The 21,380-nt window shown below is 64.6% G+C and carries 15 protein-coding genes, 1 tRNA gene, 1 other RNA gene and 3 pseudogenes; 4 read left to right on the top strand and 16 right to left on the bottom strand.

The window, feature by feature from the left end; translation table 11 throughout:
• Positions 1-56: 56 nt before the first annotated feature.
• An RNA gene (gene ffs / locus BJP06_RS07860) (signal recognition particle sRNA small type) lies at positions 57-155 on the bottom strand.
• 114 nt (positions 156-269) lie between these two features.
• Between ffs and BJP06_RS07855 the strand changes: the two genes are divergently transcribed.
• A tRNA-Ser gene (locus tag BJP06_RS07855) sits at positions 270-355 on the top strand.
• Positions 356-849: 494 nt separating this feature from the next.
• On the opposite strand, the gene BJP06_RS07850 is transcribed toward BJP06_RS07855, so the two are convergent.
• Together BJP06_RS07850 and gluQRS are read right to left on the bottom strand one after the other, a co-directional pair.
• A complete protein-coding gene (locus BJP06_RS07850) occupies positions 850-4,392 on the bottom strand; it encodes a YPDG domain-containing protein (RefSeq protein WP_177224289.1) in 3,543 nt (1,180 codons plus the stop codon).
• Between the two features lie 168 nt (positions 4,393-4,560).
• The gene (gluQRS, locus tag BJP06_RS07845) at positions 4,561-5,481 is read right to left on the bottom strand and encodes a tRNA glutamyl-Q(34) synthetase GluQRS (RefSeq protein ID WP_071573452.1); all 921 of its coding nucleotides are present in this window, start codon (positions 5,479-5,481) and stop codon (positions 4,561-4,563) included.
• Here gluQRS and BJP06_RS07840 point away from each other — a divergent pair.
• Positions 5,480-6,166 (top strand): queuosine precursor transporter, encoded by a 687-nt coding sequence (locus BJP06_RS07840; RefSeq protein ID WP_070477264.1) that lies wholly within the window; start codon positions 5,480-5,482, stop codon positions 6,164-6,166. The genes gluQRS and BJP06_RS07840 overlap by 2 nt on opposite strands.
• On the opposite strand, the gene BJP06_RS11730 is transcribed toward BJP06_RS07840, so the two are convergent.
• The 8 genes from BJP06_RS11730 to BJP06_RS07805 form a co-directional block, all read right to left on the bottom strand.
• Positions 6,163-6,492, bottom strand: coding sequence for a helix-turn-helix domain-containing protein (locus BJP06_RS11730; protein WP_168161602.1), 330 nt, complete (start codon positions 6,490-6,492; stop codon positions 6,163-6,165). The genes BJP06_RS07840 and BJP06_RS11730 overlap by 4 nt on opposite strands.
• A gap of 60 nt (positions 6,493-6,552) precedes the next feature.
• Entirely contained in the window at positions 6,553-6,987 is a 435-nt protein-coding gene (locus BJP06_RS11940; RefSeq protein WP_141742150.1) for a hypothetical protein, read from the bottom strand.
• 69 nt (positions 6,988-7,056) lie between these two features.
• The gene (tgt, locus tag BJP06_RS07830) at positions 7,057-8,307 is read right to left on the bottom strand and encodes a tRNA guanosine(34) transglycosylase Tgt (RefSeq protein WP_070477262.1); all 1,251 of its coding nucleotides are present in this window, start codon (positions 8,305-8,307) and stop codon (positions 7,057-7,059) included.
• A complete protein-coding gene (locus BJP06_RS07825; RefSeq protein WP_070975139.1) occupies positions 8,304-10,706 on the bottom strand; it encodes an MMPL family transporter in 2,403 nt (800 codons plus the stop codon). Before BJP06_RS07825 ends, tgt begins: the two co-directional genes overlap by 4 nt.
• Before the next feature lie 57 nt (positions 10,707-10,763).
• Entirely contained in the window at positions 10,764-11,222 is a 459-nt protein-coding gene (locus tag BJP06_RS12315) for a hypothetical protein (protein ID WP_255365819.1), read from the bottom strand.
• 22 nt (positions 11,223-11,244) lie between these two features.
• The gene (locus BJP06_RS07815) at positions 11,245-11,643 is read right to left on the bottom strand and encodes a hypothetical protein (RefSeq protein ID WP_005296305.1); all 399 of its coding nucleotides are present in this window, start codon (positions 11,641-11,643) and stop codon (positions 11,245-11,247) included.
• A 23-nt stretch (positions 11,644-11,666) separates the two neighbouring features.
• A complete protein-coding gene (mshC, locus tag BJP06_RS07810) occupies positions 11,667-12,881 on the bottom strand; it encodes a cysteine--1-D-myo-inosityl 2-amino-2-deoxy-alpha-D-glucopyranoside ligase (protein WP_011116973.1) in 1,215 nt (404 codons plus the stop codon).
• A gap of 16 nt (positions 12,882-12,897) precedes the next feature.
• Positions 12,898-13,743 (bottom strand): undecaprenyl-diphosphate phosphatase, encoded by an 846-nt coding sequence (locus BJP06_RS07805; protein WP_005396288.1) that lies wholly within the window; start codon positions 13,741-13,743, stop codon positions 12,898-12,900.
• Between the two features lie 70 nt (positions 13,744-13,813).
• Between BJP06_RS07805 and BJP06_RS07800 the strand changes: the two genes are divergently transcribed.
• Positions 13,814-14,866 carry a hypothetical protein gene (locus BJP06_RS07800; RefSeq protein ID WP_071573462.1) on the top strand — a complete coding sequence of 351 codons (1,053 nt, stop codon included), beginning with the start codon at positions 13,814-13,816 and terminating at the stop codon, positions 14,864-14,866.
• Between the two features lie 11 nt (positions 14,867-14,877).
• A complete protein-coding gene (locus tag BJP06_RS07795) occupies positions 14,878-15,957 on the top strand; it encodes a quinone-dependent dihydroorotate dehydrogenase (RefSeq protein ID WP_005390938.1) in 1,080 nt (359 codons plus the stop codon).
• A gap of 364 nt (positions 15,958-16,321) precedes the next feature.
• Here BJP06_RS07795 and BJP06_RS07785 read toward each other — a convergent pair whose 3' ends face one another.
• From BJP06_RS07785 to BJP06_RS07770, 5 genes and pseudogenes are all read right to left on the bottom strand, one after another.
• On the bottom strand, positions 16,322-16,855 hold the full coding sequence (locus BJP06_RS07785; RefSeq protein ID WP_005390941.1) for a YbhB/YbcL family Raf kinase inhibitor-like protein: 534 nt from the start codon (positions 16,853-16,855) through the stop codon (positions 16,322-16,324).
• A 21-nt stretch (positions 16,856-16,876) separates the two neighbouring features.
• Positions 16,877-17,576, bottom strand: a pseudogene (locus BJP06_RS12450) (ATP-binding cassette domain-containing protein); the annotation flags it as partial.
• A gap of 219 nt (positions 17,577-17,795) precedes the next feature.
• Positions 17,796-18,682: pseudogene (locus tag BJP06_RS12445) on the bottom strand (ABC transporter transmembrane domain-containing protein); the annotation flags it as partial.
• The gene (tetA, locus tag BJP06_RS07775; protein WP_046646664.1) at positions 18,683-20,224 is read right to left on the bottom strand and encodes a tetracycline efflux ABC transporter TetAB subunit A; all 1,542 of its coding nucleotides are present in this window, start codon (positions 20,222-20,224) and stop codon (positions 18,683-18,685) included.
• A 134-nt stretch (positions 20,225-20,358) separates the two neighbouring features.
• Positions 20,359-21,258: pseudogene (locus tag BJP06_RS07770) on the bottom strand (IS481-like element IS5564 family transposase); the annotation flags it as partial.
• Positions 21,259-21,380: the final 122 nt, after the last annotated feature.

The following is a 21,380-nucleotide window of genomic DNA, read 5'->3' as shown; positions in this document are numbered from 1 at the left end:
TCATCGTACTAGCGACACCCCACCCCGCGCGACGGTTTTTCCCCAGTTTTACCCCATAAAAAAGGGGACCTCACGCACCTGCCAGCGCCCGCTTACCCTTGCTGCGTTCCCGCCCTGGGGGAGTTCACGAGATGAGCACCGCGTGAGATCCTGCAGAACACTCTAGCCTGAAGCTTTAGGCGTTGCAAAACATTGACTGCGCAGGCGTTTTGTCGGAACCTGGGGGGATGGGTTAAAGTAGTCCCTCGACGCATGATGTGTCGCAACTAGGAGGATTCGACTAGCGGCCTATGTCACACGCCTGGAACGCGTGCGGGTTTCACGACCCTCGTGGGTTCAAATCCCACATCCTCCGCGCTTTTTGACAGCGCATCCGGTTGAAGTTTTCGCCGGGTGCGCTGTTTTTATATTTGCATTGGGCTTGCTGTGCACCACATTCCCTGTTTTTCGGAGTGGTGCCCGAGCATTTCCCCAGGTCGCGCTCGCTTCGTGAGGGAATGTGGTGCACTACCCATCGCCCGAGTGCCAAAGGACGCAACCCACTTTTCACGACCTGGGCTTTTACCCCCTCTCCCAACAAAAACTGCGTCCTTTGGCACTTGCACCACGCACGGAGACACCAAATTCCCCCACCGGCTGCCAGTGACCTTGACTTTTCCAATCCGTCCCGCGAAACCCAGGAATGTGGTGCGCGAGGAGGGTAGTTGCGCACCAAAATCCGGCATTTTGAAAAGTCGCCAAGGCATTTCCCCAGGTCGCACCGACCGTATGAGGGAATTTGGTGCGCGGGTCCAGCACGACAAAACCCCGCGACCCAACTCGCAGGTCGCGGGGTTTTATACAGAGGAGCTACTTCTCCTTAGGGGTGGTCGGCTCAGCCGAGGTCGTGGCAGGTGCCGTGGTCGATGGCTTCCGGCCGAGGAAGTCGCCGAGCGAGGAGCCCTCGTTGGAGCTCTGCTGGATCTTGTTGGCTGCGCCGTTCTCGCCTGGGGCACACAGGGAGAGCAGGCCGGCCAGGGCACCAATGCCGAGCGTGACCGCTGCGATGGCGCCGAGGGCTTCGGTGGCCTGCGGGCCGAACTTGGCGTTCAGGCGGGCGGCTTCAACGTCGAGCTGCTTCAGGAAGTCAGGTCGGTTGTCGCCGAAGTTGCCGAACGGGTTCGGGATGTTCATCTGCTCGGAGACGCGGCGTGCGGAGGCGCTGATCTCTGGGCCCATTGCGGCGATGAGTGGCGCGCCGACGGCGACTGCCAACCCGAGCGGGATGAGCCACAGGAGTGGCCCGCCGTGGGAGGACATGTCGGCGAAGCAGCGCTGCAGGTCATCGGTCGAGCTCTTGCCTGGGGTCTTCGGCTGGTCTTCACCCTGGACAACGACGTGGACGGTGACGTCGCCTTCGCGGCCTGGGATCGTGATGTCGAAGCCCTTGGGGTCCGGGGTTCGCTCAGCTGGCGGGACGATGATGACCTTGTCGCCCTCGCGCTGAGCGGTCCAGCCGTCGGGGAGTTTGAGGTCGCCGATGTTGGCACCTGGCACGTGGACCTCAACGTGCGATGTGCCCGGTTTGACCTCAATGGTCGGAGGGGTGTTGCCGCCCGAGGTCGACGGGGTGTCGTCACTGACAGTTACAACCGCCGGGCGGGTGACGGTCTTGCCGCCTGGGTAGGTGACCTCTACTGGGACGACGATCTGGTCGCCTGGTTTGGCGTCGGCAGGTGGCGTGACGGAGACTGAGCCGCCGTCGTTGATGGTGACGCTCCAGCCTTCCGGCGCCTTCCAGCCGTCGACGATCTTGAAGGTCGCGCCGTCAGGCTGCGTGCTTGGCGGCACGACAACGGTGACGCCGCCCTTGGTACGGCCAGGGTTGTAGTCGACTGGTGGCTGGCCTTCGGGGGTGTCGGCGTCGTCAACAACCAGGATGGTTGCTGGGCGGGTTACCTTCTGGCCGCCTGGGTAGGTGATGTCGACTGGGACGACGGTGTAGTCGCCGGACTTGGCGTCGGCAGGCGGGGTGGCGGTGACGGAGCCGTCCTCGCCGACGGTGACCTTCCAGCCCTTCGGCGCCTTGTACTCAGGCGAGATTACGAAGGCGGTGCCGCCCGGCGCGCGTGGCGTCGGGTTGACGGTCACGGTCTGGTTCGGCTTGGTCTGCTTCGGGGCGTAGTTCTGGTCGGGGGCGGACGGGGTGGCCGGGTTCGGGTCGACGGGTGCGGCCGGGTCGTCGATGACGGTCACGACGATTGGGCGCGTGATGGTGTTGCCGTTCGGGTCGGTGACCTGCACGTTAATCACGCCGAAGTCGCCTGGCTTGGCGTCTGCTGGTGGGGTGACGTGCGCGACACCGGTGTTCTCGTCAATGTTGATGGTCCAGCCTTCAGGGATGTCCTTCTGCTCGACAACGTAGGTGGAGCCCTCGGTGCCACCCTTCGGGGTGACAACTACGACGGTGCCCGGCTTGGTCGGCTTCGGTGGGAACTGGACGTCGTTGGTGCCCTTGGGGGCGTCGTCGACAACTACGACGACTGCTGGGCGAGTGATCGAGGAACCATCCGGGTAGGTGATCTGGACAGGCACGACAATGCGGTCGCCTGGCTTGGCATCGGCAGGCGGGGTGGCGGTGACGGAGCCGTCCTTGCCGACGGTGACCTCCCAGCCCTTCGGCGCCTCGTAGGCGCCGTGGATGGTGAACGTGGTGCCCTTCGGCGCATCAGCGCTGAACTCTGGGGCGTCCACGGTGACCTCGACACCTGGGCGGGTGGTTTCCGCCAGGTAGTACGCGTCCGGGTTCTGTGCCTGCGGCGGCGCGCTGACGATGACGGTGCCCGGTACGACCTTGGTGGAGCCGTCTGGGAAGGTCACCTCAACGTTGATGGTCTTCGTTTCGCCGTCGCGGGCGTTCGCCGGCGGCGTTGCGGTGATCTCGCCGGTGCGCTTATCGACGCCCACCGTCCAATCACCGAGCTGCTGGTCAGGGGCGATCTTGAAGGTCGTGTCGGCCGGCAGCTCCTGGTCACGGACCTGCGGCAGCGTCACTGTGACGGATGGGCGGGTGATCACCACGTCGTAGCCAGGGGTGTGCTCCTGTGCCAGGGTCGTGTCAACGCCGACCACGGACTCCAGCACGTCGTGGGATCCGTCTGGGTAGGTGGCCTTGACCTGCACGGTCACGGTATCTTCCAGGCGCGCGCTCATCGGCGCGGTGACCTTGAGCGCGTTGCTGCCCTCTTCCAGAGTGACGTCCCATGGGCGGGCCTCGCTGCTTGGGGTAGCGCCGACGACCTCGAAGGTGGTGCCGTCAGGGTACTTCGGGCTGCCCGGCTTCAGCGCGACGGTTGCCGTCTTGCCCGGGGAGGTCTTCTCGTTGCCGTAGCTTGGGGCCCACTGCTGGGTCTTGAGCTGGAACGTTTCGCCGATCTTGGCGTTGTCCTTGTACTTCTGCAGGTTGAGCTGGTCGGAGCCGTCGCGCGGGGTGGCGTATACCTCAACCTGGAGTACCTCCGGCTTCTCGTTGTCGATTTCGCCGGTCCCGCCGACAGGCAGGGTGACATGCACGCGGCCATCCTTATCGACGCGCGCATTCGCGCCCTCGACAGCCTTACCGTTTCGCGTCACGACAGCAATCACACGAGCGTAATCTTCTCCAGCACCGTTGGTGACCTGGATGTTCGTCGCAAACTCCTTGCCGTTCGCGGTGACAACCGGCACCTCGTCCTGAGCCGCCTGCAGCGGGAAGCACTGCGCGTTCTCTGCCGGGACCGGCAGCAGGTCAACCTCGGCGATGTTGCGGGCTTCGAAGCCCAGGCGGTTCGGGAAGTTCTCGTAGCCGTTGCCTACGCTTCGGGCGACCCACGCGAACGTGCGTGTCTCGCCTTCCTTGATGTCCTTCACGTCCTCGAGGGTGACCTTCGCGGACACCACCGGGGAGCCTTCCGAAAGGTGCAGCTCGACCGGCTCAACGTGCGCGGTGCCGGTGACCTTCAGGTCCATATTGGTGGTGCTACCCTCGCCGGAACGCACCGCTCCTGGGATAGTCTCCCCTACAGACACCGCCGAAAGGGTGAAGGTCTCCTCGAAATCAGAGATGCCGGTCTGGTTCATGCGCAGCTCGGAAACCATCGAGTCCACAGCGTGCTCGCCGTCGCCGTGGAGGCTGACCCAGTAGTACACCTCAACCTGGCCCTGCTCGTTGACAACGCGGGTGCCCGTCTCAAACGAGCCCTCGTTCGGCGTAGTCACGGCACCAACGTGCTGGTGCGGGAACAAGGTGTTCGCGCTCAGCACGTCGTGGCATCGGTTCTCTTCGGCGCTCTGCGCGTCCACCTGTGGCACCACGAGCGCGGACGCCCCCAGCGCCAGCGCCACCACAGTGGCTGACATTCTACGATTTCGCATTCTGAAACTCCCCTCAAAGGCAACTGTGTGTTATTTGTGCTATCCATTCATCATGAACGGTTTTTAAGAAGTTTCAAGTACTTTTGACAGTTTATTTTCAGCAAACGCCCGGACCTGCACAGTTGTCGTCAAAATATTTGCATCACATGCATGTTATTCAACCAGCGGTTACCCCCGCTCGGGTGTATTTGTCCAGACGAAAGGATCCGCTGAGAGCTTCTCAGGGTCAAAGCGCTCAAGGATCTCCTGCGCCGTCCCAGCGCCTGCGCACCCAATCGATTCCGCCAGCGCCCGCACCACGCCATCCACCCCAATGCGCTGCGACATCTCCGCAAACGTCACCGCCCCGTCGCGCTTCGCCAGCCGCTTGCCCTCCGCGTTGAGCACCAGCGGCACGTGCACATACTCGGGTTCCTGCCCGCCCAACAAGTGCGTCATGTACGCCTGCGCGGGCGCCGACATCAACAAATCATCCCCACGAACCACCTGGTCAACCCCCTGGTCCACGTCGTCGACGACCACCGCCAAGTTATACGCCCAGTCCCCCGCCTGCGCCTGCGTAAGGTTGCCACCGCGGCGCACCACCACGTCATCGACAGGCCCGGTCACCTCCCCGGCAAAGAAGTCACGAACCGTCCACTCCCGCACATCAGCACGCAGGCGAAGGGCAGGCATGCGGCCCTGCTGCGAAAGCTGGTGGCGTCGAAAAGCTCGCTGCTCCTCGCTCAAATCCCTGCACGTGCCCGGGTACATCCCAGGCTGCGCATGCGGCGCACTCGCCGCCTCCCGAATCTCGCGGCGCGTGCAGTAGCACTCATACACCGGGAGCTGCGACAACGCCGCCTCATACAACGCCGAACGCTGCGACTGCCACACCACCGGCGGATCAAAATCAAGGCCCAGCGCCAACAAGTCCTCTATTTGACGACGCCCCGCCGCCTCCGACGAACGCTCCGAATCAACATCCTCCACCCGCAACCAAAAACGCCGCCCACTCCGACGCGCGAACAACCACGCCAGCAGCGCCGTCCGCAGATTGCCAAAATGGAGATCCCCACTCGGAGAAGGTGCATACCGTCCAGCATTCATGTGTATAGGATATGTAGCCGTGACAAACCAAGAAACTTTTGCGCGATCGCTTTACCCTGTACTGGTATCTGTGTTCTGCGCCGTCTTCCTCATTTCCAACATCACAGCACAGAAGGGAGTCGCCCTCGGACCATTCATCACCGACGGCGCCTTTTTCCTCTTCCCACTTGCATACGTCCTCGGCGACGTGCTCGCCGAAGTCTACGGATTCAAAGCCGCCCGCCGGGCGATCTTCACCGGATTCGGCATCGCCATCCTGGCCGTCGTGTCCTTCTACATCGCCATCTGGCTCCCCGGCGCCGACTTCTACGACATGCAAGAACCCTTCTCGACGATCCTCGGCCTCATGCCGCGCATCGTCATGGCGTCCCTGGCCGGCTACATCGCAGGCCAGCTGCTCAACGCGTGGGTGTTGCAGAAAATGAAAGACCGGTTCGGACACGACCGCCTGTGGGCACGCCTCATCGGCTCCACCATCGTCGGCGAGTTCGCCGATACCCTCCTGTTCTGCGCCATCGCAGCGGCGGTCATCGGCATCGAAACGCCGGGTCAGTTCATCAACTACGTCGTCGTGGGCTTCCTATGGAAGACCCTGCTCGAAGTCGTCCTACTCCCGATCACGTACCCGACCATCGCGTGGGTACGCCGCCGCGAGCAGGAACTGCATGCGGAGCTGCGAAGCTAACGCCCAGAGCCAGCGCTAGGAGCTGGCTCGAACACCAATCTGAGATCAAGGGCCGCAAGCACTTTGAGCAAAGTGTCAACAGTCGGGTTACCAAGCCCGTTTTCAATGCGGCTCAACTCGGCTTGCTGGATCCCAGCGGAATCTGCAACCTCTTGCTGCGTTGCGTCACGTTCTTTCCTCGCTGCCATCAGGGCAGCACCCACTGCCCTTCGGTCTGCAATCTCGGAAGCAAACGCACGAGCAGCAGCATCTCGCACGATCTCAGCAGCTGGTGAAGCTGCTTCCCGATACGGTTTTACGAATTCTTCAAATGCTGTAGTCCCCATTCCCACACCTTTCATCTGCTGATTCAATACCCCTGATCTTATGTGTTACAGCACATAAGATCAAGAGGGTTGGTCACGCTTCCACTGCTCCAACGCAGCCCTTGCAGCTCGAATCTCCTTCTGTTCTTGCTTGCTACTTGGCGCACGCAGTTTGTTGTACCCACCCAGCAACAGAACGATCTTATCGCCGTGAAAAGTGCAGTAGACACGGATCAATACGCGTTTCTTCCACCAACGTTTTGGCACCCGATCAGCTGCTCCCGAGGGCCCATGCTCGCGAAGAATTGTGTCGATGCTTCTTCTTATTCGAAGTTCAAACAGCCCCCTACCAAGGCTTTTGCCCCATTCGCTTTCACAGATGCGAATCCCCAGCGGCGCTAAGACATACTGGACTGCTGCGTCCGTGACTGCTCGTTCCACTTCATCCAGGCGTTTGTAAAAACGATGAAAGTTTCCACCATCGAAAACCTCGACACGCCAAAGTTGATCAGACAATATACCCCCTTGTCCCCCGAAATGCGCTCTAGCTTAACGCCTATAAGAGCCTCTAGCCCCCAGAAACACCTACTTCCCCGCGTAGTACCTGCCCATAAACTCGTCGCGGAACGCCTCGTACTCCCCGGCATCGATGGCGTGGCGGATGTTGTCCACCAGGCGGATCATGAACTCCAGGTTGTGCATGGTGCACAGCGTCCCCGCCAAGAACTCCTTGGCCTTGAGCAGGTGGTGGATGTAGGCGCGCGAGTAGTTCTCGGAGACGTAGCCGCCGAACTCCTCGTCGACGCCGGAGAAGTCCCGCTTGAACCGGGCGTTCATCAGGTTCATGCGTCCGTCCAGCGTATAGACGCCACCGCGGCGACCAAGCCGCGTCGGCGCGACGCAGTCGAACGTGTCGGCGCCGGCTTCGACGGCGGTGAAGATGTCGTCCGGCTCGGAGATGCCCAGCAGGTGGCGCGGCTTGTCCACGGGCAGCTCGTCAGTGACCCAGCCGACGATGGTGCCGAGGTTTTCCTTCTCAAGGGCGCCGCCGATGCCGAACCCGCCGAAGCCGCGTCGGCCGGCCTCGCGCGCCTCCCGGTCGAGGTCGAGCAGTCCGCGGGTGGCGTGGCGTCGTAAATCTTCGTACTGGGCGCCCTGCACCACGCCCCACAGTGACTGCTTCGGGCGGTGCGTGCGCGCCTCGGTGAGGCGGTGGTGCTCGTCGAGGCAGCGCTTCGCCCAGCGGTGGGTGCGCTCCACGGAACGCTCCTGGTAGTCGCGGGTATCCACGAGGGTGGTGAGCTCGTCGAAGGCGAACATGATGTCGGCGCCGAGCTGGTGTTGGATCTGCATGCTCACCTCGGGGGTGAAGCGGTGCTTGGAACCGTCGATGACAGACTTGAAGTCGACGCCGTCTTCGTCGACCATCGCCATGCGCTTACGCTTCTCGGCCCGGATGTCTTTGTCGGTGAGCCCGGCGGTGTCCATGGCCAAGACCTTCTTGAAGCCGACGCCCAGGCTCATCACCTGGAAGCCACCCGAGTCCGTGTAGGTCGGGCCGTCCCAATTCTCGAAGGCGGCGACGCCCCCGGCCTCATCGACGATGTCGGGACCCGGCTGAAGGTACAGGTGGTAGGCGTTGGACAGGATCGCCTGCGCACCGGTCTGGTGGATCTGCTCCGGGGTGAGCGTCTTCACCGTGGCCTTCGTGGCCACCGGGATGAACGCGGGGGTCTGGATCGGGCCGTGCGGCGTATGGATCACACCCGTGCGCCCATGCTTACCCGGCGCGTCATACAGGGTGGTGTTCAGGTCGAAGGAAAGGTCGTCGGTCATGCGTGCTCCAGTGATTCGGGGTGGAATTCGGCTTCGAGTTCGGTGCCCTCCACGTCAACTTCCGGCAGCACCTTGTCCAGCCACTTCGGCATCCACCAGGTGGAACGGCCCAGGATGAACATCGTAGCGGGGACGAGCGCCATGCGGACGAAGAAGGCGTCGAAAAATACGGCGGCGCCGAGCGTAAAGCCAAAGATTTGGATGAATGGCAACGGCTGGTCGATGAACGCCACGAACACCGCAATCATGATGACTGCTGCGGCCGTGACCACGCGCGCGCCCTGCACGAAGCCCTCGACGGTGGACTCGCGCACCGCCTTGATTTCCGCCTCCGGGTCGCCGGCGCGGCGCAGCTTCAGGTAGCGCTCGCGGATGCGGGTGACCAGGAAGACCTGGTAGTCCATGGCCAGGCCAAACGTGACGCCGATCAGGAAGATCGGCATAAACGACAGGATTGGGCCGGGGGTGTTCACAAGTCCACCCCAGCCGAGCTGGAACAGGCCCACCGTCATACCGAACGCCGCACCGACCGACAGCAGGAAGCCAAGGCCCGCCACCACCGGCACCAGGATGGAGCGGAACACCAGGATCAGCAGGATGATCGCCAGCCCAACCACGATCGCGAGGTAGAGCGGCATCGCCGCCTCAAGCTCCTCCGTGATGTCCATCTGCACAGCGGTAAGGCCCGTCAGGCCTATCGACGTCCCCGTCGCATCCTCCACCTGGACATTGTTCGCGCGCAGCGCATGCGCCACCTCCAGCGTGTACTCCTCCTCCGGACCGCCCTTCGGGGTGGCCAGGATCCGGGCCGCCGTCAGGTCCTCGTTCGCGCCTACCAGCTGCGCGTGCTCGATCCCGTTGACGCTGTTGGCCTCCTGCACCGCATACATAAACGACGCCAGCGCCGCCTTCTGCGCGCGCCCGCCAGCCTCGTCCGGCATCATCGCCATGTACGGCTGCAGCATCTCCGCGTCCGGGTTGACGGAGGTGGCGTCGACAACCAGGAGGAACGGCGCGTTGACCCCCGGGCCGAAGCCCTCCGCCATCAGGTCCGCCGACTTGCGCTGCGTCGTGTCCAAGTTCGACGTCGTATCCGACGGCAACGCCATCTCCAGCTGCAGCAAGGGTGACGCCAGCGCACCCAGCCCCAGCACGACCACCGTCATCACCAGCACCGGGAACCTGCGCACCACGTTCACCCAGGACCGGCCCACCGACTTCGCCGACAAGTCGCGGCCAGGCCGCTTACCCGGGCCAGGGTTGCCCGCGAACCACGGCAACTTCCCACCAAAGGAACGCTCACCCCACACGCCCAACAGCGCCGGGAGCAGCGTCAACGCCACCAGCACCGCGATGAGCACCGTCAGCGCAGCCGCCAAGCCCATCCACGTCAAAAACTCAATCCCGGCCAGGGACAGCGCCACCAGCGCCGTGAACACCGTCGTCCCCGCGAACACCACCGAAGAACCGGCCGTGCCCACCGCCAGGCCCGCCGCCTCCGGCGCGTCCAGCGTCTGCCGCTCCTGCCTGTACCGCGACAGGATGAACAGCGCGTAGTCAATACCGACAGCCAGGCCGATCATCACCGCCAGCACCGGCGTGACCTCGTTGAGCTCCACCCAATGCGTCGTGATCAGCACCGCCAGCACACCAATGCCCACCCCCACAACAGCGCTCACAATCGGCATTGTCGACGCCACCAAGGACCCAAACGTCACAATCAGCACCACAAACGCCACCGCGAGCCCCACCATTTCCGACGTCGTCTTAATCTGGATCGGATCCCCGAACCCGGCACCACCGGCCTCAACCTGCAGGCCAGCCTCCCGGCCGATCTCCAGCGCCTCATTCACCACGGCGCGCTCTTCCTCCGACACCGACATCGAAGACTCCGCGCCAAACTCGAACGTGGTGTACCCAATCCGGCCATCGTCCGACACCATCCGCAGGTAGTACGCGTCCTGCTTCGCCTGCTCCTCAGGCAGGCCCATCTGCGTCATCTGCCCGACGATCATCTCCCCCAGCTCCCGGTTCACATTCACCGGGTTGCCAAACCTGTCCGTCCCCGTCAGCCCCTCCAGGTGCTCCTCGATGTAGCCGACCGTCGCGTCCATCCCCGCCATGAACTCCGGCTCATCTAATCGACGCCCCTCCGGCGCCGCAAACACCAAATTCACCCCGGGCGCCGTCGCCACGTTCCCTTCACCCGGGAAGTGCCGCTCCATGTCCTCGAGTGCTTCGATGCCGGGCGTCCCCGAGATCGGAAACTCCGACGTAAACGGCTTCATCAGCGAAAACGCCCCCGCCGCCGTGGCGCCGAGCAGCAACAGCCACGCCACGATCACCTTCCACTTATGCAGAAATGACCAGCGCCCAAGCCGAAACAGCATCTTCGCCACGGTGTTTACGTCCTCACTGTCGCTTCTCGATTGTTGGTGCCACCAAGCCGCGGCACGTTACCAGGCCATCTTATAGGCGAACCCTTGCTGGACTCGATTTCCCTTCATACCCAGGTCACCGGTTTGACCAAGCGAAAAAGTTGCCCGCCTTAGACAACCTGGGGAAACGCACCGACCCCACCCCAAATCCGGGAATGTGGTGCACATACAAAGGAGCGAGTGCCAAAAGACGCAACGCAATAATTCTAGCCCTTTTTTGGCCTGCGGGAATACAAATGCTCGTTTTGCGAATTGCGTCCTTTGGCACTCGTCGAACATCCAGGTGCGGTAACGCTCCAGGTCGCCGTCTTTAAGCTCGTAGCCCGCCCACTCGGCCACCACGCTCAAGGTGTTGGGGAAGCTGCCGCCGATGGTTCTAGCGCGCACCTCCGGGGTGAGCGGGCGGCCTAGCAGCTCGCCGAGCTCGAAGGTGGCCTTACCCCACAGCGGTTCGGTGTCGATGAGGGTGCCGTCCATGTCCCAGAGGACGGCCTTCGGCCTACTCAAGTTCCGGAAGCTCGTTGAGAGCCTCGTCCGTGGCGCCGGTGGCGGCCGCCGCACGGAACACCAAGGTCTCGATGTCGGCCTTCTCCTCCGGTTCAAGCACCGCGTTGGCGTGCTTTTCGTTGAACTCCTCGAGGTTCTCGTAGAACGGCGCCACGACCTTCACCAGCGCGTCGCCCTCAGGGTCGTCGCCAAGCAGATCGAGGGCGTCAAGGAACATCTCAAGCCGCTTCTTCAAATCCGGCAGCACCGCCGGGTCGAAAGGCTCTTCCCACAGGTCCTTGTCCTCGTCCTGCAGGTAGGAACCGGTGGCGAAGGTGTTCAGGTCGTCGATGAATTCGTCTACCTCGGGCTGAAACTGGGCCCGAATCGAGTTGTCCGCAGCTGCGCTCATGGGCCCATTGTGCGTGAGGCGCGCTAAATGCGCACCCCGAGCAGCCCGTCGAGGGCGGTGGCGATGATCTGGTTGCAGTCGCCGGCTGCGCCGTCGAGAAGCGAAAGTGCCTCCGGGGTGTTCAGATCGTCCGCAAGAATCGCGCGAAGCTTATCGACGACTTCCGTCGCCTCCGCCTCAGAAACCTCGCCGGCGAGCTGCTCGCGCCAACGCGTAAGGCGTTCCTCGGCCTCGGCCAGGATCGCGTCGGAGAAGTCCCGGTCCTCGCGGTAGTGGCCCGCAAAGACAGCCAGGCGGATCGCCGACGGGTCGTGGCCCGCCTCCGAGAGCTTGTGCACGAACACGAGGTTGCCCAGGGACTTGGACATCTTCACACCGTCGAGGGCGATCATGCCGGCGTGGACGTAGTGCCCGGCCATGCGCTCGACCTTTAGCGCGGCCTCAGCGTGGGCCGCGGAGAACTCGTGGTGCGGAAATGCCAGGTCAGATCCGCCGCCCTGGATGGCGAAGTGGCTGCCCAGGCGGTTGGTGGCAATCGCGGAGCACTCGACGTGCCAGCCCGGCCGGCCCGGGCCGAACGGCGAGTCCCAGGCGGGCTCGCCCTCGCGGTGGCCGCGCCACACCAGCGCGTCCAGCGGGTCGCGCTTGCCTTCGCGGTCCGGGTCGCCGCCACGTTCCGCGAAGTACTCCTCCATGGTGGCGCGGTCCAAGTTGGACTCGTAGCCGAACTGCTCGGTGGCGTCGATGGAAGCGTAGATGTCGCCCTGGTCGAGCTCGTAGGCCGCGCCGGCGTCGAGAAGCTGCTGCACCATTGCGATCACCTCGTCGACTGACTCCATCGCGCCGATGTAGTCGCACGGCGGGATCACGGACAGGATCTCCATGTCGCTGCGGAACAAGTTGATCTGGCTGGTGCCGAGTTCGCGCCAGTCCACGCCGTCGCGCTCTGCGCGCTCGAACAGCGGGTCGTCCACGTCGGTGATGTTCTGCACGTAGTGGACCTTGTGGCCGTTGGCGAGCAGCTGGCGCTGCGCCAGGTCGAAGGTGAGGTAGGTCGCGGCGTGGCCGAGGTGGGTGGAGTCGTACGGGGTGATGCCGCAGACGTACATCCCCACCTCCCCGTTCGCATCCGGGGTGGTGTCTACTTCCTTGACGCGCTGATCGGCGGTGTCGAAGAGCTTCAGCGGCACCGGGGTGCCAGCGACTGCGGGTACGGACGGGTCGGGCCATGCATGCATGCGGACAACCCTACAACTAGGCGGCCATCACGCCAGTGCCGAGCAGCGCCATCACGAGAAGGCCCAGCGGAATGCGGTAGGCGGCGAACCACGCGAACGAGTGGTTGGACACGAACTTCAGCAGCCAGGCAATGGAGATGTAGCCGACCACAAACCCGATGCCGGAGCCGACGAGCAGCTGCAGCCCGCTTGCCGCCTGGCCTGCCTGGGGGTCGAAGGCGTCCGGCAGGGAAAACAGCCCGGAGGCAAGCACTGCCGGGATGGCCAGCAGGAAGGAGAAACGGGTGGCCACTTCGCGGTCCAGATTGAGGAACAGGCCGCCGGAGATGGTGCCGCCGGAGCGCGACACACCCGGGATGAGCGCCAGGCACTGCCACAGGCCCATCACAACCGCGTCCTTCATAGTCAGTTCCTCGAAGCCGCGGGTCTTTTTGCCGCGGCGCTCGGCCAGGATGAACACCAGTGAGAACAGGATCAGCACTGTGGCGGTGATCCAGAGGTTGCGGAAGTTCTCGCGGATGAGGTCTTTGAGTAAAACGCCCGCAAGACCGACCGGGATGGTGCCGGCGATGACCATCCAGCCCATGCGGTAGTCGAAGTTCCGCTTGGACTTGTCCGCGAGGCCGGCGAACCAGGCGGTGAGGATGCGCCAGATGTCTTTGGCGAAGAACACCAGCACGGCCAGCTCCGTGCCCAGCTGGATCACAGCGGTGAAGCTGGCGCCGGCGTCTTCGCCCCAAAATAGTTGGGAGACGATGCGCAGGTGGCCCGAGGAAGACACGGGCAGAAACTCGGTGAGGCCCTGGACAATGGACAGGACGATCACCTGAACCCAGGACATTGTGGTGGCGGGATCAGTCATGGCGAAAGACACTACCCCGCCTACTTAGCCATCGCGGTGCGCGACGGGCGCGTTGCTAGGCTTTGACCTTGTGAATGCTCGTTTGTTTGCCCCCAGTTCCCGCCTCCGCTTTGCCGCAGTTTCCGGTGCCGTCTCGGCTGCCCTGGCGCTGAGCGCCTGCGGCGCGTCTCCTTCCGCCAAGATCGAGGAAGCTGGCGGTGAGGCCGCTGCGAACATGGGCAGCGCTAAGCCTGTGCAGTCCCCGCAGTCGTCGGACCCGGCGGGCGCGGTGGTGGACTTCGAGCCAGTGAGCGATGTGGACGTCACGAACGGCCGCATCGGCGTCCGCACGGAAAACGCGCTGACGATCGGCACGCTCGAGGAGATCCAGCAAGGCAAGGCCGCCCGCCACGAGCTGGACCAATCCTGCGGCGAGGCATCCGCCAACGCCGGCACCTTCGCGCTTGCCTGCGCGGGCGAGATCAAGCTCTTCGGCGACCGGGAGGAGACTATCGCCACGGATAAGCCGGTCACGGTGGCCACGGTGGCGTCGACAGGCGAGGTGCTCGCAGGCAGCGACACTGAGCGCAAGGTGTGGGTCTTCGACGGCGGAGAGCTGAAAGACACCATCGACGTCGCACGCGAGACCGATCAGCTCCAAGCGGTGCAGGTGGACGGCCAGCGCGACTCCGTGGTGCGAACCAACCGCTTCGACACCACCATCCAGGACATCGACTGGAACGGCTCGCGCCAAGGCGGCACCCTGCGCGTCGGCCTGGGAGTGGGCAAGGTGCGCGGCGGCGAGCACGGCCTGGTGCTGGCCGCGGATTCCACCGGTAGTCAGCTCCACGTCTACACCACCGACGGCATCATCCGCCTCCAGCAGTCCGCGCCGGTGCCGGAAGGACCCTGGGATGCCGCGTGGGACCCCGCGCAGCGCCTCGCCTGGGTCAGCTCGCTGGCCAGCAACACCGCCACCGGCTACGACATCTCCCAGGGCATTCCGGTGAAGCGCAAGCACTTCGCCACCGTCGCAGATGCCCAGAGCATCATTACGCTTGACGACGGCACCGTGGTCGCCGCCTCCGCATCCGGCGACGGCATCCAGATCGTCTCCCCCGCCGACCAAACCGAGAGCAACTAGGAGAAAAACCCATGACGCTCTACGACCGCGCACTCAAGCTCATGTTCCTGCTGCCGCCGGAGCGCATCCACGGCATCATCAGCGGCGCGTTGCAGACGCTGCACCTGGCCACCCCGGTCAACCGCGTGATGGAAAAGGCCGTGCGCGTGCACGACCCGGTGCTGCGCCAAACCGTTTTCGGCGTGGACTTCCCCGCCCCGCTGGGGCTGGCGGCCGGCTTTGACAAGAACGCCGAGGCGATCGACTCCTGGGGCGCGATCGGCTTCGGCTACGCTGAGATGGGCACCGTGACCCCGAAGTCCCAGCCGGGCAACCCCACGCCGCGGCTGTTCCGCCTGCCGGAGGACAAGGCGATTTTGAACCGGATGGGTTTCAACAACAAGGGCGCGCTCGTGGTCGCCGACAACCTCCGCGCGCGGCGCTCCCGCGACGTGGTGGGCATCAACATCGGTAAGAACAAGACCTCCGAAGATGCCGTGGCGGACTACCGCGCCACCTCGACGCTTCTGGGTCAGCTTGCGGACTACCTGGTGGTCAATGTCTCCTCCCCCAACACGCCGGGCCTGCGCGACCTGCAGGCGGTGGAGGAACTCCGCCCGATCCTGGAAGTGGTGAAGAAATCCACCACCACCCCGGTGCTGGTGAAGATCGCGCCGGATCTTTCCGACGAAGACATCGACGCCGTGGCTGACCTCGCCGTCGAGCTGGAATTGGCCGGCATTGTGGCCACCAACACGACCATTTCCCGCTCCGGGCTGAAAACACCCGCCTCCAAGGTGGAGAAGATGGGCGCGGGCGGCATCAGCGGAGCCCCGTTGGAGAACCGCTCGCTTGAGGTGCTCAAGCGCCTCCACGAGCGAGTCGGCGACAAGCTGGTGCTCGTCAGCGTCGGCGGCATCTCCACGCCCGAGCAGGCGTGGGAGCGCATCACCGCGGGCGCGAGCCTGCTGCAGGGCTACACCCCGTTCATCTACGGCGGGTTGGGCTGGATCCGCGGCATCCACCGCGGGATCGCCGCGCAGATCAAAGCCCACGGCCTGGACTCGATCGAGCAGGCCGTGGGCAGCGGGCTGGAGTGGAAGGCGCTCTAAGCGTGTCCGGCTGCGCTGCGGCGCAGCACCACCGCGCAGAGGCCGGCGGCGAGCGCCCAGCCGATCAGCCAGAACGGCGTGGTGGCCATCAGCTCGGTGTCGGGGCGCGATGAAGCCGAGCCCGATGAGCACCACGGCCACGATTAGCGCGCCGACCTGGGTGCGTGAGCCTTCCTGCTTGGTGTTGTAGGTGGCGAAGGCGCCGACGATGGCGACCGCCACGATGATGGAGAGCACCTGCGGGGTGACGGGGAACGCGGCGTCGCCTCGAAGCAGCGCCAGCACGGCGTAGAGCACGAGCACGAGTGCGATGCCCATGAACGCGCCGCCGACGCGGAGTTGCACTGGAACCATTCGGCGAATCTTACTGGTTTTCGTACCAGCCCCAGATGATTGCCCGGCCGAGCGAGTGGAAGTTCAGGTTGAAGCCGAGCTGGGTGGGGTTGGCAATCTCGTCCGCGGGAAGCTCCGTGTCCACCGCGTGGACGGCGAACAGGTAGCGGTGCGGGCCGTGGCCGGCCGGCGGGTTCGCGCCGTAGTAGCCCTTGACGCCGCTGTCGCCGGTGAGCACCACAGCGCCAACGCCGAGGTCGTCCTTCGCGCCCGCGCCGGCGGGCAGCTCGGTGACGTCAGCCGGGATGTTGAACGCGGACCAGTGCCAGAACCCGGAGGCGGTCGGCGCGTCCGGGTCGAAGCAGGTCACAGCGTACGTCTTGGTGCCCTCCGGGGCGCCGGACCAGGACAGCTGCGGGCTAGTGGCATTGTCGCCGGCCAGCGAGTCGGCGAGGCGCTCGCCGTCGACGATGTCCTCGGACGTGATGTCGAAGGACGGCACGTCCGCCAGCGCGGCGTACGGGTCGGGGCCGGGGAAACGGTCGGAAACATAATTTGCAGTCATGTCCCCATTCCTACCGGAGAGTTAGTGACCGCCGCCACTCCACGCAGCGAACAGTTGCGCGTATCTCCCGTCGGCGGCGACGAGTTCGGTGTGGGTGCCGTCCTCGATGATGCGCCCGGCGTCCATGACCAGGATCCGGTCCGCGGCCGCCGCCTGGTCTAGGCGGTGCGCCACCACCAGTGCCGTGGTGTCTGCGGTGATCCGCGCGGCGGCGTCCTCCAGCGCGTTCGTGGCGTCGCTGCCGGCTTCCGCTGTGGCCTCGTCCAGGATGAGCACCTTCGGGCCCGACAGCGCCACGCGTGCGAGCGCGAGCTGCTGCTCCACCTCCGGGGGTATGTCCTCCGCGCCTGCGCCGACGGCGGTGTCCAGCCCCTTCGGGAACAGGCGCGCGAACTGGGTGCCTTCAGGGTCGAGCCCGACACTTGCCAGCGCCCGCAGCAGGTCCGCGTCGGTCGCATCCTGTGCGGCCATCGAGAGGTCCTCGCGCAGGGTGCCGGCGAACAGGTGGACGTCCTGGGTGAGCAGGGTGACGTTCTTGGCGGTCCACGTGTCGCTGACCTGCGAGGTATCTACTGCGCCTACCCGGATGCACCCAGACGTGGGCTCCACCAGCCCCGCAATGAGCGCGGCGAGCGTGGACTTGCCGGCGCCCGAAGTGCCCACCAGCGCGGTGGTTGTTCCGGCCTCGAGCGTGACAGAGAGGTCTTCCAGCACGTTGGCGCCGCCCGGGTAGGCGAACGAGACGTGGTCCACCTCCACATCCACGAGTGCAGCAAGGTCCGCCGGCACGGCCGTGGCGTCGCGTCCGTCCGCGAGCTTGGCCAAGCTCACCGCGCGACCCACGGCGGTGGCAGCGCCCTGCAACTCGCCGACGAAGAACAGCGCGTTGAACACCATGACCTCTGCGCGGATGACCATGAACACCGCAGCGCTCGCCTGGCCCGGGGTGACAACTCCGGCCGACGCGAGCCACGCGCCGACGCCAAGCGTGAGCAGCACCCACGCGGCGAAAGCGACCTGGCCGATGCCTGTGAGCCGGATGAACCAGGGCACACGGTCCATCTCCGCCTCCACCGCGCCCCACGAGGTCCGCCGCATCCGTGCCAACGCCCAGCGCTCCAAGTCGAAGGCGCGCAGCGTGGGCAGGCCCCGGACGGTATCCAGCAGCACCGCGTTGCGACGCGCCTCCGCCACGCTCACCGCGTTGGAGGCATCCGGGATGGCGCGGACCACCGCGCGGGCGAACGGGTACGTGCAGATGCAGATCAAAAGCAGGATCAAGGCGAAGCGGACGTCGATAAGCAAAAGCCCGATAAACGTGATCGGAAAGACGAACACGGCGGTGAGCACGCGCGAGCCGATGGCGGTGATGGTTTGGACGACGTCGTCGATGTCCTTGGTCATGCGTGTGATCACGTTGCCGGTGCCGAGCTCCATCACCCGCGGCACAGGTGCGCGCAGGATCGCGTCGAGGCAGCGACGGCGCAAGTCGATGGACGCGCGGGCGACCTTGAGGCCCACCACGTAGTTACCGAGGGCGCGCAGGAACATCTCGACGAGCATGCAGGCCAACGCCAGTCCAACAGTCCACACAAAGGCGCGGGTGCCGGTGCCCAGTAGCGGCACCTCGCCTCCGGTGAGCGGGTCGACGCTGCGCCCGAACAGGTTCGACTGCGTGGTGTACACGGCGACGATGAGCGCCTGGATGAGCAGCAGACCCGCCCACCAGCGTCTGTCCAGCGCGTTGGGCAGCGCCGAGAGGTACGCGAAGGTCTCCTTCACACTTGCGGGTGCGACCGCGTCTGTGCGTGCGTAATCGGGCGCCATCTACGCCACCTCCAATTCGGTTCCAGCGTGCTGCCACGCGGCGTTTCCGGTGATGACCACGGTGGTTTTGTCTGCTCTGAGCGCGGCGACGGCTGCCACGACGTCCGCCTGTGTCACGGAATCGAGGCCAGTGGTCGGGTCGTCCAGGATGAGCACGTCCGAGTCGGCGGCGAGCGCCCTAGCAAGCGCGACGCGCTGCCGCTGCCCGCCGGAGAGATTCAGGCCGGCCTCGCCCAGCGGTGCGTCCGGCAACTCGCCTGCTTCGTTGATACCGCCGAGCCTGCGGAGGATGTCTTGGCAGTGGGCGGCGGCGAGCGCCTGCTTGACGACGTCCTCCGGCACATCCCCGCGCGGGTTCACGTTGTCTGCGATGGTGCCCTCAAACACGTTGACGGTGTGCGGCGGGAACAGCACGTCTGCGCGCTGCGCCCACGCGGCGGCGGTGGCGTAGGAACGCTCCGCCGGCTCGAGAATCCACAGCCCCGCGCCTGGGACCGGTGTGTCTGTTAGCTCGGGCCCCGCGGTGTCGTCGCCCGCGTGGTGCAGCTGCTCGATGCGTTGACCGCTCGCCACGGCCCTGCCCCACCCGCTGGCCAGGTCGCCGAACGCTAAGCCCGCCATGGTCAACGCAGGCTGCACCAACAGTGCCACGGATGTCAGCTGCCCCGGGGTGATCTCCCCGCGCAGCGTCATCCACGCGCTCAAGCCCACGATGCCAAGGTTGCACAGCCACGCCACGCAGAACCTGGCGAAACCGAGCCACACCTCCACACGCAGGTGCGTGAGCATCAAGCGCTTCGCCTTCGCCGTTTCGGCGTGAAAACGTGTTGCCACGGTTGCACCCGCGCCTAGGCCTTTGACGGTGCGAATGCCTTGCGACGCATCCGTGGCCAAGCCAGCGACATCCGCCTCCGCGGCGCGGCGCTTCAACGACACCCGCGTCACCGGCCCCGCGGTCCACGCGGCGAACAGAGCGATGATCAGCGCGCTGGCCGGGATGGCCAGTGAGATCCACGGGGAGACCGACCACATCGCCACCATCGCGCAGACCGCGTAGCCGATGGCCATCAGCGGAAACGACAGCAGCTCGCGGTATCGACCGACGGTGTTCGCGTCCGCGTCGATGGTGTTGAGCACCGTGCCGGGGCTCATCGCTCCCGCCCCGCGGCGCAGCACGCCCGAGGACAGGTGCTGCTGCGCGTTGTGGGTCACGCGGCGCACCGAGGCTGTGGCCAGGCCGTCGCCGGTGGCCTCGCCGATGAACTGGATGATGAAGATGCCGACCAATACTGCGAAGAGCCACCATGCGTTGAACTTTTCTTCCCCCACCAGGCCGTCCACGATCATGCCCACCACCACCGGCACAAACGCGGAGATGCCGGAGCCGATGAGGTAGCTCAGAATGTGCAGCACTAGCACGCCCGGGTATGCGCCTACCATGTCCCTGACCACACGGTTCCCGCTGCTCCAGCGTGCTGGGTGGAGCCGCGCCGGATCGTCCGCTGGCGGCGCGGGCGGGACGAACCAGCTGTACGTCTTCATTCTGCGCGGCGGTGGCATCATTCTGGAAGATCTAGCAAATATTGGGTTAAGGGTCAAAAAGTGTGTCCGGAATCGCGGATTTTCACGGATTGACCTGTAGGTTTCCGGAAAGTATATGCTCCGGAAGCATATATCTAGCTGTGATGTCCAGGGACGTTGTTGAGTCGGTCGAAGGGTACGCCGCCAATCGCAGAGTGGTGTCGGTGGTGGTTGTAGAAGTGGAGCCAGCCGGGCAGCGCCAGGCGTCGTTCGGCCTCTGAACCGTAAAACCTGGCATAGGCCCAGCCGTCCCCGAGCGTGCGGTGGAATCGCTCGATCTTCCCGTTCGTCTGCGGCCGGTAGGGGCGTGTCCGCTTGTGTCGGATGCCGAGCCGAGCGCAGAAGTCCCTCCATGCGTGGGATCTGTATGCCGACCCGTTGTCGGATAGGACTCGCTCGACGGTCACGCCTCGTTCGGCGAACCAGGCCACGGCGCGTTCGAGAACTCCCACCGCTGTGCTCGCCTGCTCATCCGACCAGATTTCTGCGTATGCGACGCGGGAGTGGTCATCGATGACTGTGTGAACGAACGCCGTCCCGGTGCGCGGCTTGTGATCTTTTCCTCGTGGTAATCCCGGAGTCGCGAGCTTGTTCCGTGCGCCTTGCTGCCGACCTACGTAACGATGTCCACCGCCGTCGGGGATGTTGCCGAACTTCGTGACATCGACATGAATCAACGATCCCGGATGAGGATGCTCATATCGCCGCAATGGCTCGCCAGTGACACGATCGATATGCGAGAGGCGGTTCACGCGGCAACGGACGAGGACCGCGTGAACAGTCGACGTCGAGAGACCAAGTCGCGCAGCGATCTGGGCTGGCCCCAGTCGAAGCCGCCAGCGCAGGTTGATGATCTTCTTCTTGACATGCTCGGGCGTCCTGCCTGGGATCCGGTGCGGCTTGCTGGAGCGATCCTGCATCCCAAACTCACCCTCTTCCCGGTAGCGGCCTGCCCATTTCCGGGCAGTGATCGGGGAGACCATGAACATCTTTGCGGGAGAGGGCGAAATCCTACGCTAAGGCTTTGGCCAACGATATTCTCCGGTAAGATTGATGTGTTCCCAGGGGATAGGAGAAGTCGCTTGATATCTAGTATGACGTCTGTCGCACCTGCTTG

Origin of the sequence: Corynebacterium sp. NML120713, from assembly GCF_001875735.1 — a bacterium.
Taxonomy (GTDB): domain Bacteria; phylum Actinomycetota; class Actinomycetes; order Mycobacteriales; family Mycobacteriaceae; genus Corynebacterium; species Corynebacterium pseudogenitalium.
This window is presented reverse-complemented; position numbering and strand designations above follow the sequence as displayed.

Bases quoted from the DNA above. Each gene is read 5' to 3' on its own strand.
- BJP06_RS07850 (WP_177224289.1), bottom strand. From the start codon at position 4,392: ATGCGAAATCGTAGAATGTCAGCCACTGTGGTGGCGCTGGCGCTGGGG.
- BJP06_RS07840 (WP_070477264.1), top strand. From the start codon at position 5,480: ATGTGTATAGGATATGTAGCCGTGACAAACCAAGAAACTTTTGCGCGA.
- gluQRS (WP_071573452.1), bottom strand. From the start codon at position 5,481: ATGAATGCTGGACGGTATGCACCTTCTCCGAGTGGGGATCTCCATTTT.
- BJP06_RS11730 (WP_168161602.1), bottom strand. From the start codon at position 6,492: ATGGGGACTACAGCATTTGAAGAATTCGTAAAACCGTATCGGGAAGCA.
- tgt (WP_070477262.1), bottom strand. From the start codon at position 8,307: ATGACCGACGACCTTTCCTTCGACCTGAACACCACCCTGTATGACGCG.
- BJP06_RS12315 (WP_255365819.1), bottom strand. From the start codon at position 11,222: ATGGACGGCACCCTCATCGACACCGAACCGCTGTGGGGTAAGGCCACC.
- BJP06_RS07815 (WP_005296305.1), bottom strand. From the start codon at position 11,643: ATGAGCGCAGCTGCGGACAACTCGATTCGGGCCCAGTTTCAGCCCGAG.
- mshC (WP_011116973.1), bottom strand. From the start codon at position 12,881: ATGCATGCATGGCCCGACCCGTCCGTACCCGCAGTCGCTGGCACCCCG.
- BJP06_RS07805 (WP_005396288.1), bottom strand. From the start codon at position 13,743: ATGACTGATCCCGCCACCACAATGTCCTGGGTTCAGGTGATCGTCCTG.
- BJP06_RS07795 (WP_005390938.1), top strand. From the start codon at position 14,878: ATGACGCTCTACGACCGCGCACTCAAGCTCATGTTCCTGCTGCCGCCG.
- BJP06_RS07785 (WP_005390941.1), bottom strand. From the start codon at position 16,855: ATGACTGCAAATTATGTTTCCGACCGTTTCCCCGGCCCCGACCCGTAC.
- tetA (WP_046646664.1), bottom strand. From the start codon at position 20,224: ATGAAGACGTACAGCTGGTTCGTCCCGCCCGCGCCGCCAGCGGACGAT.